The 17,186-nt window shown below is 45.0% G+C and carries 20 protein-coding genes, 2 pseudogenes and 1 riboswitch; of the genes and pseudogenes, 14 read left to right on the top strand and 8 right to left on the bottom strand.

The genetic code is table 11. The annotated features are described in order from the left end of the window. Nucleotides 1-425: 425 nt before the first annotated feature. The 4 genes from CSV67_RS12550 to CSV67_RS12565 all read right to left on the bottom strand — a co-directional run bounded on the left by CSV67_RS12550 (nt 426) and on the right by CSV67_RS12565 (nt 5,327). A complete protein-coding gene (locus CSV67_RS12550) occupies nt 426-950 on the bottom strand; it encodes a PCYCGC motif-containing (lipo)protein (protein WP_099631939.1) in 525 nt (174 codons plus the stop codon). Between the two features lie 84 nt (nt 951-1,034). Beyond that, nucleotides 1,035-2,420: a class II fumarate hydratase gene (gene fumC, locus CSV67_RS12555; protein ID WP_099631940.1), complete on the bottom strand. Its 1,386-nt coding sequence runs from the start codon at nt 2,418-2,420 to the stop codon at nt 1,035-1,037. Nucleotides 2,421-2,859: 439 nt separating this feature from the next. Further along, nucleotides 2,860-4,077: a multidrug effflux MFS transporter gene (locus CSV67_RS12560; RefSeq protein WP_099631941.1), complete on the bottom strand. Its 1,218-nt coding sequence runs from the start codon at nt 4,075-4,077 to the stop codon at nt 2,860-2,862. A gap of 71 nt (nt 4,078-4,148) precedes the next feature. After that, the gene (locus CSV67_RS12565; RefSeq protein ID WP_099631942.1) at nt 4,149-5,327 is read right to left on the bottom strand and encodes a chromate transporter; all 1,179 of its coding nucleotides are present in this window, start codon (nt 5,325-5,327) and stop codon (nt 4,149-4,151) included. 268 nt (nt 5,328-5,595) lie between these two features. Between CSV67_RS12565 and CSV67_RS12570 the strand changes: the two genes are divergently transcribed. The 3 genes from CSV67_RS12570 (at nt 5,596) to CSV67_RS12580 (ending at nt 7,620) form a co-directional block, all read left to right on the top strand. Beyond that, entirely contained in the window at nt 5,596-6,216 is a 621-nt protein-coding gene (locus CSV67_RS12570) for a DUF47 domain-containing protein (RefSeq protein ID WP_099631943.1), read from the top strand. A gap of 13 nt (nt 6,217-6,229) precedes the next feature. Further along, nucleotides 6,230-7,228 carry an inorganic phosphate transporter gene (locus CSV67_RS12575; protein ID WP_099631944.1) on the top strand — a complete coding sequence of 333 codons (999 nt, stop codon included), beginning with the start codon at nt 6,230-6,232 and terminating at the stop codon, nt 7,226-7,228. 191 nt (nt 7,229-7,419) lie between these two features. Beyond that, on the top strand, nt 7,420-7,620 hold the full coding sequence (locus CSV67_RS12580) for a cold-shock protein (protein WP_009766462.1): 201 nt from the start codon (nt 7,420-7,422) through the stop codon (nt 7,618-7,620). 281 nt (nt 7,621-7,901) lie between these two features. Here CSV67_RS12580 and CSV67_RS16695 read toward each other — a convergent pair whose 3' ends face one another. Both CSV67_RS16695 and CSV67_RS12585 read right to left on the bottom strand, forming a co-directional pair. Further along, on the bottom strand, nt 7,902-8,069 hold the full coding sequence (locus tag CSV67_RS16695) for a hypothetical protein (protein WP_158232937.1): 168 nt from the start codon (nt 8,067-8,069) through the stop codon (nt 7,902-7,904). A gap of 21 nt (nt 8,070-8,090) precedes the next feature. After that, a complete protein-coding gene (locus CSV67_RS12585; RefSeq protein WP_099631945.1) occupies nt 8,091-8,552 on the bottom strand; it encodes a hypothetical protein in 462 nt (153 codons plus the stop codon). Nucleotides 8,553-8,828: 276 nt separating this feature from the next. Here CSV67_RS12585 and CSV67_RS12590 point away from each other — a divergent pair, with 276 nt between their 5' ends. The 3 genes from CSV67_RS12590 (at nt 8,829) to CSV67_RS12600 (ending at nt 10,779) form a co-directional block, all read left to right on the top strand. Further along, nucleotides 8,829-9,956, top strand: a complete 1,128-nt coding sequence (locus CSV67_RS12590) for a CAP domain-containing protein (RefSeq protein ID WP_099631946.1) — start codon at nt 8,829-8,831, stop codon at nt 9,954-9,956. A 98-nt stretch (nt 9,957-10,054) separates the two neighbouring features. Continuing rightward, a complete protein-coding gene (locus CSV67_RS12595) occupies nt 10,055-10,504 on the top strand; it encodes a hypothetical protein (protein WP_099631947.1) in 450 nt (149 codons plus the stop codon). Further along, nucleotides 10,489-10,779, top strand: coding sequence for a DUF2653 family protein (locus CSV67_RS12600; RefSeq protein WP_099631948.1), 291 nt, complete (start codon nt 10,489-10,491; stop codon nt 10,777-10,779). The genes CSV67_RS12595 and CSV67_RS12600 overlap by 16 nt, the downstream gene beginning before the upstream one ends. Nucleotides 10,780-10,987: 208 nt before the next feature. On the opposite strand, the gene CSV67_RS12605 is transcribed toward CSV67_RS12600, so the two are convergent. Together CSV67_RS12605 and CSV67_RS12610 are read right to left on the bottom strand one after the other, a co-directional pair. Beyond that, nucleotides 10,988-11,590: a superoxide dismutase family protein gene (locus CSV67_RS12605; protein WP_099631949.1), complete on the bottom strand. Its 603-nt coding sequence runs from the start codon at nt 11,588-11,590 to the stop codon at nt 10,988-10,990. Between the two features lie 367 nt (nt 11,591-11,957). Continuing rightward, nucleotides 11,958-12,638 (bottom strand): phosphoribosylaminoimidazolesuccinocarboxamide synthase, encoded by a 681-nt coding sequence (locus CSV67_RS12610; protein ID WP_099631950.1) that lies wholly within the window; start codon nt 12,636-12,638, stop codon nt 11,958-11,960. Nucleotides 12,639-12,899: 261 nt separating this feature from the next. On the opposite strand from CSV67_RS12610, the pseudogene CSV67_RS17180 reads away from it, so the two are divergent. The 8 genes and pseudogenes from CSV67_RS17180 to CSV67_RS12645 form a co-directional block, all read left to right on the top strand. After that, nucleotides 12,900-13,025 (top strand): annotated as a pseudogene (locus tag CSV67_RS17180) (heavy-metal-associated domain-containing protein); the annotation flags it as partial. Between the two features lie 15 nt (nt 13,026-13,040). Beyond that, entirely contained in the window at nt 13,041-13,646 is a 606-nt protein-coding gene (locus CSV67_RS12620; protein ID WP_099631951.1) for a P-type ATPase actuator domain-containing protein, read from the top strand. 64 nt (nt 13,647-13,710) lie between these two features. Further along, nucleotides 13,711-13,992: pseudogene (locus CSV67_RS17135) on the top strand (Crp/Fnr family transcriptional regulator); the annotation flags it as partial. A 90-nt stretch (nt 13,993-14,082) separates the two neighbouring features. Next, on the top strand, nt 14,083-14,313 hold the full coding sequence (locus tag CSV67_RS17140; RefSeq protein ID WP_369803182.1) for a helix-turn-helix domain-containing protein: 231 nt from the start codon (nt 14,083-14,085) through the stop codon (nt 14,311-14,313). 57 nt (nt 14,314-14,370) lie between these two features. Continuing rightward, nucleotides 14,371-14,479: riboswitch (TPP riboswitch) on the top strand. Between the two features lie 70 nt (nt 14,480-14,549). Further along, entirely contained in the window at nt 14,550-15,149 is a 600-nt protein-coding gene (locus CSV67_RS12630) for a thiamine phosphate synthase (protein WP_099631952.1), read from the top strand. Next, on the top strand, nt 15,142-15,339 hold the full coding sequence (gene thiS, locus CSV67_RS12635) for a sulfur carrier protein ThiS (RefSeq protein WP_199173181.1): 198 nt from the start codon (nt 15,142-15,144) through the stop codon (nt 15,337-15,339). Before CSV67_RS12630 ends, thiS begins: the two co-directional genes overlap by 8 nt. Continuing rightward, a complete protein-coding gene (locus CSV67_RS12640; RefSeq protein ID WP_099631954.1) occupies nt 15,336-16,109 on the top strand; it encodes a thiazole synthase in 774 nt (257 codons plus the stop codon). The genes thiS and CSV67_RS12640 overlap by 4 nt, the downstream gene beginning before the upstream one ends. After that, complete coding sequence (locus CSV67_RS12645; protein ID WP_099631955.1) at nt 16,106-17,122, top strand: ThiF family adenylyltransferase; 1,017 nt, start codon at nt 16,106-16,108, stop codon at nt 17,120-17,122. The genes CSV67_RS12640 and CSV67_RS12645 overlap by 4 nt, the downstream gene beginning before the upstream one ends. Nucleotides 17,123-17,186: the final 64 nt, after the last annotated feature.

Genomic DNA, 17,186 nt, shown 5'->3' on the forward strand with positions numbered 1-17,186 from the left:
TTAGTGATTTACAGCGAAGTTCTGTAATAGTGGCAGATTCATAGATATCCAGTAAATAATTTCTGGATGCATGCAACTTCTCTTCGAATGCCAAGAACTAGATGGCGCGGCGATAGATTGCATGGGTGTAAGGTGTAGGGCCGCGGGCATTGAGCGGATGCAAGGCCTCATTGAGCGGGTAACGGAAAACTATGAGCGGATGCGAATCGTGATTGAGCGGATTACACTACGCATAGAGCGCTTGCGGGACCTGATAGAGCGGGTAACGTGATTCATTGAGCGCGCCGCTGCGAATGCCAAGAACTAGATGGCGCGGCGATAGATTGCATGGGTGTAAAGTGTAGGGCCGCGGGCATTGAACAAAACACAAAAAACTGCAAACCCACTCTCATTAAAAGAGTGAATCTGCAGCCTAAATGAATCAATTAAGCAGGCATTGGAGTATCTGTCGGTTTCGCATAATTTGCGTTACCGTATTCCGCATCAATTGCGTCGCGGATTTCTTTCATAGACTTTCCGTCTTGCTTCATTTGTACAGATTTCACTGCGATCTCTAGGCAAACTAGGCAGCGAGTGCCGTGATCGTCCCAGACAACGGAGCCATCTTCGCGCACTTCATCCAAGAAACAATTCATATTACTCTTGTGTCCGGCACTATCTCCGCAACCGCAATAGCAAGGCATATATTCCAAGATCTCCGTCGCGTTGGCCGCCACTTGATAGACCTTGCGCATATCTTCTGGCTTATCGTCTAGGAATGAAGGCAAGATATCCGCCGAAGCAGTTACTTCCTGCAAGTCGCCGTTCGGTAGTTGCTTTGCGTGATCATGTCCTGCTTCTGCCTGTGAATCTTGTGGATTTACTTCAGCAGGCTTTTCTGTAGCGCCGTTTCCGCATGCTGCAAGCGCCAATGTCAGTGCCGCTAGTCCTGCAAGTAACTTCTTTTTCATGTATATTCCCGACTCCTTTGTATAGAGGTTATGTCTTTAGTATACAAGAGTTGCGGGAACAACAAGCGTACAAATTCGTGACAATTAAGAGTTGCCCGTCATTTTGCTTGGGTCTACATATTCGTCAAATTGCGCTTCCGTCAATAAACCAGTAGAAAGTGCTGCTTCTTTCAGCGTTGTACCTTCTGTATGAGCTTTCTTCGCAATTTTCGCCGCGTTTTCATAGCCGATATGTGGATTCAATGCTGTGACTAACATCAAGGAGTTTTTAACTTTATTATCGATTTCTTCACGGTTCGGTTCAATCCCTACCGCACAGTTATCGTTAAAGCTAATCATACCGTCAGCAAGTAATTTCGCTGATTGTAGGAAGTTGTAAATAATAACTGGTTTGAAGACGTTCAATTCAAAGTTCCCCTGGCTCGCTGAAAAACCGATTGTTGCGTCATTCCCCATTACTTGCGCCACAACCATTGTCAACGCTTCACTTTGTGTCGGGTTCACTTTACCTGGCATAATCGAGCTGCCTGGTTCGTTTTCCGGAATCGTAATTTCACCGATACCTGAACGTGGACCGCTTGCCAACCAACGTACGTCATTCGCTACTTTCATCAAGTCTGCAGCCAATGCTTTCAGTGCGCCATGTGTGTAGACGACTTCATCGTAGCTCGTCAAGGCATGGAACTTATTCTCCGCAGATGTAAATTCGATGCCCACGGACTTCGAAATTTCTTCCGCCACTTTTTCGCCGAATCCAGCTGGCGCGTTAAGTCCCGTTCCAACTGCTGTACCGCCGATTGCGAGCTCTTTCATCGTCTGGACACTTGTTTCTAGCATGCTATGCGTTTTCTCTAGCATTTTGTGCCAGCCGCTGATTTCTTGTCCCAATGTCAATGGCGTCGCGTCCTGCAAGTGCGTACGTCCAATTTTAATAATATCTGCGAAGTCTTCGGATTTTTTCTGAAGTGTTGCAGCTAATTTATCGATTGCTGGCAATACTTCGCGCTCTACCGCAATAACTCCCGCTACGTGTAGGGCTGTCGGGAATGTATCGTTGGAGCTTTGTGATTTATTGACATCATCATTCGGATGCAGGCGTTCTTCCTCGCCCCACTCCTCAAGCAACTGGTTACCACGGTTAGCGAGTACTTCGTTCATATTCATGTTCGACTGCGTACCGCTTCCTGTTTGCCACACTACCAATGGGAAGTGCTCGTCCCATTTGCCTTCGATGACCTCTTCTGCTGCTGCTTTAATGGCTTTCATTTTAACCTCGGACAGATTGCCGAATGAATGGCTTGCGATCGCTGCTGATTTCTTCAAATGGGCAAAGGCTTGGATTACACCAAGCGGAATGCGTTCCCCGCCGATTTTAAAGTTGTGCTTACTGCGCTGCGTCTGCGCTCCCCATAACTTATCTGCTGGTACTTGTATTTCTCCGAACGTGTCATGCTCAATACGATATTCCATCTTTACATCCACCTTTCAAAGTAATAATCAGACTCTCTATCTCTATCATGCCTTATTTTCGAGCAGATTTGAATTAAAAAGGGTTGGGAGTGTGAGTACTAAGGGATTGAAGCTCCAGCTGGGGACGCTTTCCCATGGGCTCGGCTTGAGCCTCCTCGTCCGCTTTGCTCACTGCGGGGTCTCAAGGCTCTCGCTGATCCATTGGGAGTCGCCGCCAGCTTCCGCTTCAATCCTACGTGGTTAGTAGGAGGACGTAGATCACATTCTGTCGATAGTATGTAAATTAGTGAAACCCTTGAACCTGGTTTAAGTTCAAGGGTTTCACTTAATTCACATATAAAAATGATTACGATCCTAACTTCGATGTACAAAACTAATTATCATCCACTGGGATTGCAAAGGATTGTGGCGGCAGATGGCACAGACACGCCTCACAAACTCAAACCTCTTGCAATTGAAACGCTTTCCGAACCACTGTAAAGAACATCACCAAAGCACCCGTACTGCATGTCAACACCACAATACTAAGCGGCCAAGCTGAACTGTCTCCCGCTAGACCTACTAGTGGCGAAACCGTTGCACCGCCAATGAAAGGCACCAGCCCGAGAAATGCCGCTGCGCTTCCTGCTGACTTCCCCTGACTCTGCATGGCGAGCGAAAATGCCGCTGGGGATACTAAACCAACGCTTGACACCATAAAGAACAACGCCGTCGCAATCACTGCAAGTGGCCATTCATTCCAGACAGTCAACATTAGTAAAATACTGGCTGCGAACGACATCAACACGCCCGCGCGCAAGAACTTCAACTCGTGAATCCTACCCGAAAGTCGACCTGTCAATTGCGCCGCTGTGATAATTCCGACACCATTTAGCGCAAAGAACAAGGAAAACTGTTGCGCTGTCACACCGTACATATTTTGTAAAACGAACGGAGAGCCCGCAATGTACGCGAACATGCTCGACATGATCAAACCTTGCGTCAACGCAATGCCTATGAACCACTTATCCTTCAGTAGACCACTAAATGTCTTGACGACCGCAAGCATTCCGCTGTCTGCACGTCCTTCAACCGGCAACGTATCCGGCAAGAAACAGGCTGTAGATACAAACATCAATAAACCGATGACACCGAGTAAAAAGAACACCGCTTGCCACGACGCATAGTTCAGCACGACACCTCCTACAATGGGCGCAAGAATCGGTGCTGCTCCACTGACAATCGACAACATCGCCATGAATTTCGTTAATTCATTTCCTACATATAAGTCACGTGCGCAGGCTCTCGCGATCACAATTCCCGCAGCGCCTGTCATACCTTGAACGAAACGCAATGCCACAAAAATCCAGATGTTTGGACTAAACGCACATAATACAGAAGCGATTGCGTACACTATGAGCGTAATGACGAGCGGCTTGCGTCGGCCGTAAATATCACTTAACGGACCGAAAATGAGCTGGCCTGCGCCTAAACCGATTAAACAGGCCGTCAGACTTAATTGGACGAGCGATGTCGAAGCGTTTAGATCATCCGCCACAATGGGCAATCCCGGCAAATACATATCCATCGATAGCGGACCGAATGCTGACAACGAACCGAGTAATAGCACAAGCCAAACCGTTGGCAATGGAATTCTTTTTTGTAATGAAGTATTCATATGTACAAAACTCTTTTCTTTTATAGAATTCATTCAGTATAACAAAAAAGCAACCGCATTTGGTTGCTTTTCTACCATATGGAGAGTAAAGTTCCGCCTAGCGCCCCGGCTAGCACGACGAGCCACGGAGGCATCTTCCAAATGGTCAGCATACTAAATAAAATCGCTGCCAATGCGAAATCTTCCGCCTGTAAAATGGTGCTTGTCCAAATTGGATTGTATAGCGCCGAGAGTAAAATTCCGATGACCGCAGCATTGACACCCATAACAGCTCCTTTGATTTTCGGATGATTGCGTAAGGCATCCCAAAAAGGCAGAGCACCGACGATCAAAAGAAATGCGGGCAGGAAAATCGCAACGGTCGCGAATAATCCGCCTTGCCAACCGTTCATCACTGCACCGAGATAGGCAGCAAACGTAAACAACGGTCCCGGAACCGCTTGCGTCGCACCGTAACCGGCTAGAAACGACTCGCTTCCAATCCACCCCACCGGTACCAATTCCTGTTCCAATAAAGGTAAGACGACGTGTCCACCTCCGAATACGAGTGCACCCGATCGATAAAAACTATCGAATAATGCAACCCAGTAAGACCCTGTTAGTTCCCGAAGTAACGGTAATATACCGAGCAAAGTGAAAAACAGTGTTAAGCAAATAACTCCCATTTTCTTTGATACAAGAAATTTCATTGAAACAGCTTCAGACGTATCATGCACGTTGAATAGCCATAATCCCACAAGTCCAGCTATGACAATCACACTGACTTGCGTAAAAGTGGCTTGCCATAACACTGTGACGACGAGCGCAAGTAATGCAATGGCCTTTCGCTTGACGTCCGGTGTTAAATTCTTCGCCATTCCTAGTATCGCATGCGCAACTATTGCCACAGCCACGATCTTCAATCCATGCAACCAACCAGCCTCACTAATATCTGAGCCTGCTAGAAGCGTAGCAAACAAGATCAACGCTACTACGGATGGCATGGTGAAGCCTAGAAAGGAAACCAGTCCGCCTAACACCCCTGCTCGTGCCACGCCGATGCCAATCCCTACCTGACTGCTTGCCGGACCCGGAAGAAATTGTGCCAACGCCACTAAATCCGCATAACTTTTTTCGTCCATCCACTTGCGCTTTCGCACATACTCTTCATGGAAATAACCTAAATGTGCAGTTGGGCCGCCAAAAGAGGTCAGTCCTAGTTTTAGTGATACGATAAATAGTTCTACTAGTCTTTTTATAGAAGAGGTCATAGTATGCTCCTTTTCAATCTCCTTTTCGTTTATATAATCCTTTACTGCCGATCATCTCATGTCCACAGTTATTTTCAATGATTCTGATACATCTTTACAATAACTTAACAATATTCCACCAAATAAAGCCCTGATTATGTTTACCAACTTTTATTAACGGAAACTCACCTAAGTTCCGCGTAATTTCTACACTATTCGCTATCTTTTTACACATGTTTTTTGTATGATGTAATAACTATCGATGTCATCAATAAATGGAGGAATTCAAATGCTAGGTCCACGTAAACCCGATCCATTTTTCACAGCATTATTAGACATCGCGAAACATGTGCAGGCATCTATGCACTATGCGAACGATTCTAAAGTCAATTCCGTTTCAGATTTGAAAGAAATCAGCATTCGAATGAAAGAATATGAAACAGCAGGCGACACGCTGATTCATGAATTGATTACAAAACTAAATACGTCGTTCATGACACCTATTGAACGGGAAGATATTCTGAACATCGCGATTGCTATGGATGATATCTTGGATGGCATGGAACATTTTCTTGCGAACCTTGAGATGTTCTCTCTCATTGAAATCGATGAATACATGCAGAAGTTCGTCAGCAACATTATGAAAAGTACCGATGAAATCGTTCTTGCGATGGAATTGCTGACGAAGAAAAAGTTGGTCGAAATGCGTCCACATGCTGTGCAAATCAAAGAGTACGAACGTATTTGTGATGAAGTTTTGCGAACTTCCATTAAGCAAATGTTCCTTCGCGAAAAAGATCCGATCCGCATTATTCAACTAAAAGATCTGTATGAACTACTTGAGGATACGGCAGACTTTTGTCAAGACGTAGCAAATAATATTGAAACCATCATCATGCGCAACGCATAAGGAGTCCTGACCGATGGATACCATTCTCATACTAACCATTCTCGTCGTAATATTTGCTTTAGCTTTCGACTTCATCAATGGTTTCCATGATACAGCCAACGCGATCGCTACGTCAGTATCGACACGCGCATTGAAACCGCGGACGGCGATCATGCTTGCCGCTACGATGAACTTCGTCGGTGCGCTGACATTCACAGGCGTAGCGAAAACCATTACGAAAGACATCGTCGATCCGTTCGTATTGGAAAACGGATCGCTCGTCATTTTGGCAGCACTCGTTTCTGCAATTACTTGGAACTTGGTCACGTGGTATTTCGGAATCCCCTCTAGCTCTTCCCATACACTGATCGGCTCCATTGCCGGCGCAGCGATTGCAGCAGCGGGTTTCGGCATTCTGAATTACAGCGGCTTCATCAAAATACTTCAAGCACTGTTGCTATCTCCTATCATTGCACTAGTTGGTGGATTTCTTGTCATGACCATATTACGTGTGGTCTTAAAGAACCGTAATTTATTCAAAGCGAACCGCCGTATTCGGTATATGCAAATCGGTACGGCTGCGATTCAATCGTTCACGCACGGTACGAATGACGCGCAAAAAGCGATGGGGATTATTACGATGGCTTTGATAGCAGCAGAATTACAGACAACTGATGATATCCAATTATGGGTACGGGTTGCAGCGGCTACTGCAATGGGAATCGGTACGTCGATCGGCGGTTATAAGATCATCAAGACCGTCGGCGGCAAGATTATGAAAATCCGGCCGATTCACGGGATTGCGTCAGACTTGAACTCCGCAGTCATTATTTTCGGTGCTACCCTTCTTCATTTACCTGTCAGTACGACACACGTAATCTCTTCTTCCATTATGGGTGTCGGTTCAGCACAGCGCTTGAAAGGCGTGAAATGGGGAGTTGCTCAGAAGATTGTTTTGACGTGGATTATCACGATGCCAATCTCTGCATTAATGGCTGCAGTCATCTATAAAATATTCGCACTTTTCCTATAACGACGCAGGAATCTAGTCGTTCAATCCTTTGAACCAATCTTTCCACTTGCCATTTCTGGCTTTTCTTGTTATGATAAAGAAGAATTATTTTTGTTCGACGTTGGTCTACGATTTATCTCGACCGTTTTTTAGAAATTGAGCAAGGATAGTAATACAATGTGTACACGAGTGTGCACGAGGAGGAAACAAACATGGAACAAGGTAAAGTAAAATGGTTTAACGCAGAAAAAGGTTATGGCTTCATCGAACGTGAAGATGGCGACGATGTATTCGTACACTTCTCAGCTATCCAAGGTGATGGCTTCAAAACTCTTGAAGAAGGTCAAGACGTGTCTTTCGAGATCGAACAAGGACAACGCGGACTTCAAGCAACTAACGTTACTAAAAACTAATTAACCTATACAAACCACTTCCTTTTTAGGAAGTGGTTTTTTTGTACAATTCTTTCCCTTGCTATGGCGCGGTGTGAGGTAGCTTTGGCGCGGTTAACACATAGTATTGCGCGATCTACTGAAAGTTTAGCGCGATGATAGGTAGGAATAGCGCGGTAATGGTCGACAATAGCGCGGTCGTAGTCAACTTTGGCGCGGTTGTGATGCAACCCTACACAACCACCAACGCCAAACTATAAAAAACTGCCGGGAATAGTAAATACCCGACAGTCATTCATAGCTTATTGCCAGCCAAACGTTCCGATTTCGGTGTACGACTGGTTGTCCATGGATTGATGATTTTTTTGTGTAGGATTATTTTTGAAAGTAGCCTGAACCATTAACACGACGCCCACTACCGCCACAATCAGCACTACGATAAGCCAAATCGCAACTGTTTTGCCCTTCATTTACTATCACCTCTGTTGCTGTTATTTCGTTTTGACGGAAAAGCCTTCTTCTTTCAAATAACTTGCCGCCTCTTGGTAATCTCCGAAGCCCTCTTCCAAGTTGACTTCATGATAAATATTAAAGAAGCCATCTTCTTCAAGGAGTGTCAGCATCTGACCATTGGAATTCTGCCACGTTTCCGCGATAGTTTCAGGCGCCTGGACCTCTGTCGCCAGTCCTTCAATTGCCGCGCGGATAACTGTACGGAGTTCATCTGCAGAGTATTCGCGTACATTGACTAGACCGCGTTCATCTGCTTCATAGCCTTTGACATCTGCCACGTAGACAAATGCATTGCCGTTCGGGTGCAAATGTTGCACGACAACCGTCTTATCATACAAAGACTCTTCATAATGATAGTTCAAGCGCTTCATAGACACTTCTTTCTTCACTAACTCCGGGAACTCTTCTATAATCTGTTGTTTTTCTTCAAATGTTAACATGTTTTTTCCTTCTTTCTACTGAAATTCAGTCTTCATCTCGTTCGCCATTCCGTAATCAGGACAAGCAATATGATGACTACAAATGCGACTATATAAAACCAGGAAGGTACACTGCTCACGCCACCGAACATGCCATCCACTCCTTCCAAACTTCCATTCTTTTTTTAGTATACCCTTTTTCCTGCTACTCTGGAGGAATATTTTCAACAATTCATAGTTCCCACTGTATTGCTGAGGGTGAAACAGAGTATAATGTGAATGAGGAGTGGGTTTCATATGATAAAACGCCTGTTTCAGTTACTCTTTCTCGCAGTACTCATCTACGCCTTCAAGCCCTTCTGGGAAGGTCCAGTATCAGAATACGTGGACTTATCGTTTCTTGACCCGCTTGATGCCAAAGTAGAAACCGTGCTGAACGAGGAAGTAGTTAGATCTGCGCTTGACTATACAAAAGAATCGATTGTCGATTTAATTACATTCGTTTCCAATAAAGCTGCCGGAAACAGTCCCCCAGAGGAAGTCGCCCAACCCGTGCTCGATGCACCGGCAACAGGCATTATTTCTATCCACAATATCGAAATTGGTACAACCGAAGCGCAAGTGAAGGAAAAGCTCGGTGAACCTATGCGGAAATCCGTCAATGAATATGGAACGGAATGGCTGACATTCCATGACAATTATCAGAACTTCGTCATGTTGTCATACGATATCAAACGTCGCGTCAATGCGCTCTATACAAATGATCGCCTCATCGCTTCATCGATCGGCATCGAGTACGGTGTGCCGAAAGCGGAAATACGTAAAGGCCTTGGCGAACCAATTTCTGAAATACGTAAAGGGACAAACATTTATAAGCTGCAAAACGATGAAGGCATGGACATCTTTCATTCGGATGGTCTGTATATCTATGTCTTTTATGATCTGCATACTGACAATACCGTAACCGCAGTCCAATTAATCTCGGATTCGCTAGAGCAAAAAAAGTCCGCCCTCTATGCCCCCAAAAACGATGCGATGCGTAAAGGCTTTGAGATGCAACTATTTGACTTGACGAACGCAGCAAGAGTTCGACACGGTCGCTCCATTTTAACATGGGATGAACTTGCGGCAGAAACAGCACGTCTGCACAGTACGGATATGGCAGTACAAGATTACTTCAGTCATAAAAACTTGCAAGGCGAGTCCCCTTTCGACCGGATGAAAAAGCAAGGGGTGGCGTTCGTCAGTGCGGGTGAAAACCTAGCCTACGGTCAGTCAAGCAGTATTTTTGCACATGAAGGTCTAATGAATTCAAAAGGCCACAGAGAAAACATATTAATCCGTGACTACCAGTTCATTGGGATCGGTGTAGACTTCAATGACAAAGAACAGCCATTTTATACTGAAAACTTCTTCGCGAAGTAAGGGAATTTCCTTTCATTACGGTAAGATATCCAGTAAAATAAAGACAAGGGCTTTGGTAAATCCAAGACCTTCATTACAGCATTAAAGGAGATTATCAATTGAAAAAATTTGCTGCATTTTTCCTCGCTGCGACATTGATTTTGTCGCCAATCGGGAACATCATCTTCCAAGATGAAATTACTGCTGAAGCACGTGGTTATAAGTCTGGTAAGAAGAGTTTCAGTACACCTAATCGTGTGCAACCGAATAAAGCCGAAAAGAAACAAGATACCAATCAAAGTAATGATAGAGCAACAGCAGGTAACACAGCGAAGAAGCCAGGCGGTATGGGTGGCGGCTTGATGAAAGGTCTATTAGTTGGTGGACTTGCGGGTCTATTATTCGGCAGCTTGTTTGCGAATATGGGTATGCTTGGGTCCATTATGGGCTTGTTAATTAACGTGTTAGCGATTGTCTTCATCATTTACATGGTTCGGAAGATTTTCGCGATCTTCAAAGAGAAAGAGCGCAAACGCAATGAGGATATGAATCAATGGAACAACAGATAATCTACGAACAGGACGTAGTAAATGCAGTTTGTGTATTGATTGCAAAAGAGTCACGTGCTATGCCAGACGACGTGGAAGTCGAACTTGCTTACGATGAGGACACTGGGTTTTCAGCAGATGCCGAGCTTAACGGCAAGATGCATCATTTGAATACCTCCCGTCTTGTCGAAGCGCTTCGCCTTTGGATTGAGCAGTATCTCGATCAAGATCCGATGGCAGCAGGCATTCAGCTAAAGCTGGATGATGAAGAAGGGATTATCGCGATAGTTCGGTAATCAACAGGACGCCCCTTTCCGGGAGGGCGTTCTTTTTTTCGTCTATAGGAATGAAGAGACTGGCTGTGAGATACGTAAGGAGATTTGCGTCCTTCTGCTTTAATTTTTTCGTAGATATTAACTAACTATCCATTTCTCATATACTTTGACTTAAAACTTCAACACACAAAAAAGATGCCCCACACCTCGGGACATCCTGTTCTACTTATTACTTCATATTCTCAGATGTAATCTCTGCACAAGCAAATGGCGCGCCTGAATTACCTGCTGGATCTGTGATGTTATCATCCGGACCCTCGTGAATCACCAACGCCGTTCCGTCTTCATCGAGTAATGAATTGTCTTTTCCAGACTCAAGTGTAACTTCATCAGTCGTCACCGTAACTTTTGCGTTTCCATCTTCATCCGCCACAAGATTCTCCAAGTCACCTGCGTGGTGTCCTTCTGGATTATCCAATCCGTGCTTTTTATTTGTTGGGTTGAAATGACCGCCAGCAGATGCTTTAAAGTCCGGTGCTGTACAGACACCGGTTTCATGGAAGTGCATGCCGTGTTCCCCTGGCTCAAGGCCCGATACGTCAACATCCATTGCTACGCCAGACGGTCCTTGTGTTAGCGTTACGGAACCGATTTCTTCCCCATCCACATTTATCACTGGCGCCATCACTTCAGGCTCCGTTGTCCCCTCTTCTTCCACGACGGGATCACTGCTGCCGTTCACCGGTTCTTTTTCTTTTTCTTCATCCGCTGCGCTACCGCAAGCCGCCATCATTAACGCGGATCCCAATACAATACTAGGTAATTTCCACATAAATGCATTCCTCCTCGTGTAAGTTATGTACTTTGATGTTCATTACTATTTGGATAATGAACCCACAATATGTAGTGTACCCACTTTTACAGCTTTCTAACATGCTGCTAGAGTTCTAAGAGCGGATGGTAGGCTAAGTAGATCAGTTAACTCGCGACATTGAGCGGTTACAAGGACTTATAGAGCGCTTATCAACAAACTAGGAGCGAATATGCAGCACAATAGAGCGCTCTAGCCACTTGAATGAGCGTCCACTCCCCCCTCCCTCCCTTATACAATAAAAAACACTCCTGATACTAGGTCAGTCAGCGCATAGCGTAAGTGACAATATAAAAAACCGGAAACATTTTTCGTTTCCGGTTGAGTTTTATGAAAATAATATCTTTTCTAATTCCATTGGTTCAATATATGTATCGCCTCGATAAACGCGCATATTGCCTCCTGAAATTTCATCGATCAACATGATGTTTCGCTCAGGATCGCGACCGAACTCCAATTTGATATCATAAAGTTCTAAACCTTTTTCCGCCATCTCTGATCGCACTACTTCAGAAATTTGCTGGGTTAATTCTTTAAGTACCGCATATTCCTCATGCGTCAAAATGTGAAGTTGTGCCAAAGCATCTTCTGAAATGGGTGGATCTTGACGTTCATCATCTTTTAGCGTCACTTCCACGAATGCATCCAATACTTGTCCTTCTTCGGCATACGCACCGAATCTGCGCAAGAAACTTCCGACCGCACGGTATCGACAAATCACTTCTAATCCTTTACCAAAGACCGTAGCAGGCTTCACCGTCATCGTCACTTCATCCAGATCGGCATCGATGTAATGCGTCGGAACGTTTTGCTCCTCCAATTTCTCGAAAAAGTATTTCGTCATGCGAAGTCCAGACTTCCCGGCACCATCAATCGTCAGGCCTACTGTATTGGCACCTGGATCAAATACACCATCTTCCCCTGTTACATCATCCTTGAATTTCAATAGCACGTGGCCATCTTCCAAGCGGTAGACGTCTTTCGTTTTACCAGAATAGGTTAATTTCATCCGTACGATTCTCCTCTATTCATAAATGTATACTGCTTATTCAGTATAAAGCACTTTGACGAGAAGAAAAAGTATTGTTTGACAAAAGTTGATGGGCGTCAAGGTCGTTTTCACAAAATACTCTTATACTTAAGTTAACAAATACAAAAGAAGAGGATGAGATCAATGAAAAAAGTCGTATTTTTAATGGAACCATTCAGTTGCCCGTCATGTGTTAAGAAAATCGAAGGGGCACTATCTCGAGCATGAGGTGTACAGCGAGTAAAAGTATTATTCCATTCAAGTAAAGTTCGAGTCGTGTTTGATGAATCTATCGTAGAAGCCAATAAATTACAGGAATTAATTAGTAAACTCGGCTATCCAGTTCTCAATAAAATAGTTTCATAGAGAGGAGGCATTCAAATGAACGCAAAGCAAACCGTACGCATCACTTCCCTATCCGCGATTTTGCTCGGAGCAGCGATCATCTTGCACTTCGCAAGCCTTTATGACGCGCGTCAGATTACATTAATCGCGGCCACTTTAATCGCGGGTACTCCAATTGCAATCAAGGCGTGGAAAGCTATCCGCATGAAAGCTTTTAGTATTGAACTTCTCGTGACCATCGCGGTCATCGGTGCGCTATTTATTGGTGAGTATGTAGAATCCGCTGCAGTTACCTTTTTATTTTTATTCGGAGCGCTACTTGAAATTCGTACAATGGAGAAAACCCGCTCGTCCCTCAAGGCACTTATTGATCTGGCCCCACTAGAAGCAAGTGTCTTTCGAGATGGTAAAATAATGACAATTGCTGTTGACGAGGTAGTAGTCGGTGACCGAGTAATCGTTCGCTCAGGAGAACAAGTTCCAGTTGACGGACCGATTGTTACAGGCAGTGCTTCCATAAATGAAGCAAGTGTACTTTTGGTTATATTGAACGCCATTCGATTAATACGCTATACTAGTGACAAACCAGCCAATCGAAATATAAGCGAGGTGAAAGTGAATGAGTCAACAGCCCCACAATAATACGACGGATCAAAATATGTGTGTATCGCTCGTTCCGCTGTTCAATTATTTGGAAACTGAACAGATGAAACACGTAGTAGGACTCACGCGAAACACTTCGCATCCACGTGGAAAAATTATTTACAATGAAGGCGACTGCTCCGAAGGTTTATATATTTTGCATAAAGGACGAATCAAAGTATACCGCCTGTCGGAAAACGGAAAAGAGCAACTCGTGTGAATTTTAGAACTGGGAGATTTCACAGGTGAGCTGTCATTATTCAATGCCAAACCTCATGACGCCTACGCAGAAACACTTGTACACGTGGAATTATGTATTATTCAACGTGATCAAATGCAACAACTTCTACAAAAACATCCTGCGATCTCATTAAAGATGTTAGAGGAATTCTCCTCTCGCCTCGCCCGGACAGAACAACGGGCAGGGCGGATCGGTATGGAAGCAACAGAAACGCGTATCGCCCTATATCTAGCCGATTTATCTGAAGAACAACAACAATTGACAGTCGAATTACCGATGAGTCGCAAAGATCTCGCCTCCCACCTCGGGACGACACCTGAAACAATTAGTCGCAAATTAAGCGCATTCGAGGAGTCGGACTGGATTCGGCAGCCCAGCATGAAAACGGTGGATATTCACGATTTGGATGCTTTATTACTTTTATAAAAGAAACTCTTTTCATTCCACTACGTACATGATACGCTAGTTCTGAAAACTAAATATTTTGACCATTGGGGGAATCCTTCACAAGGACTGAGAAAAGAGTGTGGCTCTGAAACCCTTATTACCTGAACAGATTAGCATCTGCGGAGGGAAGTGGCGAGTCGTTCCGTATATATTTCTGTCGACACATCCACCACTTTCCGATTCGGGAAGTGGTTTTTTCTATTGGAGGGGAATGAATGAAGTTACTTGGCGTGACTGATGACTGTCTCTCGGTTGACGAACTGACTTTACACTTGCAGCAGACAGCGCCGTTTCTAGATGCTATTATTTTGCGGGAAAAGTCCAAGACAGACGAACAATTGATAGACTTGATTACGCGTCTTGTGAATAGCGGATTTTCACTCGACAAGCTCATTATACATGCCAGACCTTACGTGGCTAGCGAGCTGAACCTTAGAAAAGTGCAGTTGACTGGCTATGGCATGTCTTTACGGGATGCACTTCGGAAATTTCCCGAGCTACAATTCGGGTGCTCGATTCATTCAATGGAAGAAGCAAAGGAAGCTACGACGGAAGGCGCGGATTGGCTCTTGTACGGGCATGTTTTCGAGACGAAATCAAAGCCCGGCCTTCCAGCGCGCGGCACGGAAGAATTGTTTTCTATTGCAAAGTATAGTTCGATCCCTGTGTATGCAATCGGCGGAATTCAGCCGCAACACTTGCCTGACTTACAACGAAATGGCGTAGCAGGCGTGGCTGTATTATCCCCTATGCGTTCACTAAAAGCCTTACAAAATTATAGAATAGGAGTCGTGTCTAATGAAGAAAATGATTGATCTGAACGGAAAAACCTATTCGGTCGTTCCAGAAGTAGCGACGATTCAGCAGTTACTTGAGCATTTGGGATTAGGTGATCGTATTTTGATTGTGGAGAAAAACAAAGAGATTTTGCAAAAAGATCACTATGACACACCGATTAAGGATCGAGACCAAATTGAAATTATACATTTTGTAGGAGGCGGATGAAGATGTTAAAAATTGCAGATAAAGAATTCTCTTCACGGTTATTACTAGGCACAGGGAAATATCCTTCATTTGAAATACAAAAGCAGGCAGTTGCAGTATCAGAAGCAGAAATCCTCACGTTCGCAGTACGACGCATGGATATTTTCGAAGCGTCGCAGCCCAATTTTCTAGAGCAATTGGATTTAACTCGCTATACCTTACTTCCAAATACTGCAGGTGCAAGTACAGCAGAAGAAGCCGTACATATCGCACGTCTTGCAAAGGCATCAGGACTTTGTGACATGGTGAAAGTGGAAATTATCGGATGCAGTCGTTCATTGCTTCCAGATCCTGTAGAGACATTACGCGCTACTGAAATGCTGCTAGAGGAAGGCTTTATTGTATTGCCTTATACGTCAGACGATGTAGTGCTCGCAAGAAGACTATGCGAATTAGGCGTTCATGCCATCATGCCGGGCGCTGCGCCAATCGGTTCAGGCAGAGGCATTCTGAACCCGCTGAATCTGTCATTGATCATTGAGCAATCGAATGTCCCCGTTATCATTGACGCCGGCGTCGGCTCTCCAAAAGACGCGGCATTCGCGATGGAACTCGGAGCAGACGGTGTATTGCTGAATACGGCAGTATCAGAAGCCGCAAATCCTGTCATGATGGCAGAAGCAATGAAACTCGCGATTGAAGCAGGACGTCTCGGTTATAAGGCAGGACGTATGCCAGTCCGCGATTACGGCGTAGCAAGCAGTCCAACTGAAGGGCTTGTGACGAATTGACCGGAAAATATTCTCGGCAAGAGCTATTTGCACCTATCGGACCAGTTGGACAACAGCGTATCCGCGAGGCAAAAGTTTTCGTCTTAGGAGCGGGTGCACTCGGTTCTTCCGGAGCAGAAATGCTTGTCCGTGCAGGGGTCGGCGAACTAACGATTGTTGATCGTGATATTTTGGAGTGGACCAATCTTCATAGACAGCAATTATACACAGAGCAAGATGTCATTGATCAATTGCCGAAAGCGATCGCTGCGGAAAGCCGTTTGCGCGCGATCAACAGCGATGTGAAAGTTCGTGGGATTGTGGCGGATGTGACACCTGAAAATGTTCTCGACCTATTCGAGGGACATCAATTCATTCTCGACGGCACAGATAATATCGAAACACGATTACTAGCAAATGACGCAGCGTTACAACTCGGCATCCCTTTCTTTATGGGTGCTTGCGTCGGTAGCTACGGACTGACGTTTCCTATTGGTGTAAAAGAAGGCTCACCCTGCTTGCATTGTCTACTTGAAGCGTTACCACCACAGTCTTTAACATGCGATACAGTCGGCGTCATCTCACCAATCGTCGTTACAACGGCTGCCCGTCAAACCGCCGAATTGCTGAAGTGTATAACGGGTGCACAGATGGAACCGCGCCTGGAATCCGTCGATCTATGGACAGGCGAACGTGCTGCAATGGACGTGCACAGTATGAAGAAATCTAGTTGTCCGAGTTGCTCAGACACTCCAACCTATCCTTACCTATCTGCCAATGAAGTCATTCGGACTGCCGTGCTGTGCGGACGCGACACCGTGCAACTGACATGGCCAAGGAACCGACAAGTGGAACTACTACCATTTGCCGAATCCATTCGCGGTATTGTTTCTAATTTAAAACAAAACCCATATTTGGTTTCCTGTGAATACAACGCTCATCGACTCGTGTTATTCTGCGATGGCCGGATGTTGGTACATGGAACGAAGGATATTATGGTTGCACGGAAGATCGTCGCTGGTTTATTGGGATGATGCTTGTGCTTAGAGCGCTTGGGCGTGGGCTATGAGCGAATAACACGTTCGATTGAGCGCTTCA

The organism is Sporosarcina sp. P2 (genome assembly GCF_002743255.1).
Lineage (GTDB): Bacteria > Bacillota > Bacilli > Bacillales_A > Planococcaceae > Sporosarcina.

Coding starts and splice junctions, on each gene's coding strand:
- CSV67_RS12565 (WP_099631942.1), bottom strand. CDS start 5,327: ATGACCTCTTCTATAAAAAGACTAGTAGAACTATTTATCGTATCACTA.
- fumC (WP_099631940.1), bottom strand. CDS start 2,420: ATGGAATATCGTATTGAGCATGACACGTTCGGAGAAATACAAGTACCA.
- CSV67_RS12600 (WP_099631948.1), top strand. CDS start 10,489: ATGGAACAACAGATAATCTACGAACAGGACGTAGTAAATGCAGTTTGT.
- CSV67_RS12585 (WP_099631945.1), bottom strand. CDS start 8,552: ATGTTAACATTTGAAGAAAAACAACAGATTATAGAAGAGTTCCCGGAG.
- CSV67_RS12570 (WP_099631943.1), top strand. CDS start 5,596: ATGCTAGGTCCACGTAAACCCGATCCATTTTTCACAGCATTATTAGAC.
- CSV67_RS12620 (WP_099631951.1), top strand. CDS start 13,041: ATGAACGCAAAGCAAACCGTACGCATCACTTCCCTATCCGCGATTTTG.
- CSV67_RS12610 (WP_099631950.1), bottom strand. CDS start 12,638: ATGAAATTAACCTATTCTGGTAAAACGAAAGACGTCTACCGCTTGGAA.
- CSV67_RS12605 (WP_099631949.1), bottom strand. CDS start 11,590: ATGTGGAAATTACCTAGTATTGTATTGGGATCCGCGTTAATGATGGCG.
- CSV67_RS12640 (WP_099631954.1), top strand. CDS start 15,336: ATGAAGATGTTAAAAATTGCAGATAAAGAATTCTCTTCACGGTTATTA.
- CSV67_RS12575 (WP_099631944.1), top strand. CDS start 6,230: ATGGATACCATTCTCATACTAACCATTCTCGTCGTAATATTTGCTTTA.
- CSV67_RS12560 (WP_099631941.1), bottom strand. CDS start 4,077: ATGAATACTTCATTACAAAAAAGAATTCCATTGCCAACGGTTTGGCTT.
- CSV67_RS12550 (WP_099631939.1), bottom strand. CDS start 950: ATGAAAAAGAAGTTACTTGCAGGACTAGCGGCACTGACATTGGCGCTT.
- CSV67_RS12630 (WP_099631952.1), top strand. CDS start 14,550: ATGAAGTTACTTGGCGTGACTGATGACTGTCTCTCGGTTGACGAACTG.
- thiS (WP_199173181.1), top strand. CDS start 15,142: ATGATTGATCTGAACGGAAAAACCTATTCGGTCGTTCCAGAAGTAGCG.
- CSV67_RS17140 (WP_369803182.1), top strand. CDS start 14,083: ATGGAAGCAACAGAAACGCGTATCGCCCTATATCTAGCCGATTTATCT.
- CSV67_RS12590 (WP_099631946.1), top strand. CDS start 8,829: ATGATAAAACGCCTGTTTCAGTTACTCTTTCTCGCAGTACTCATCTAC.
- CSV67_RS16695 (WP_158232937.1), bottom strand. CDS start 8,069: ATGAAGGGCAAAACAGTTGCGATTTGGCTTATCGTAGTGCTGATTGTG.
- CSV67_RS12580 (WP_009766462.1), top strand. CDS start 7,420: ATGGAACAAGGTAAAGTAAAATGGTTTAACGCAGAAAAAGGTTATGGC.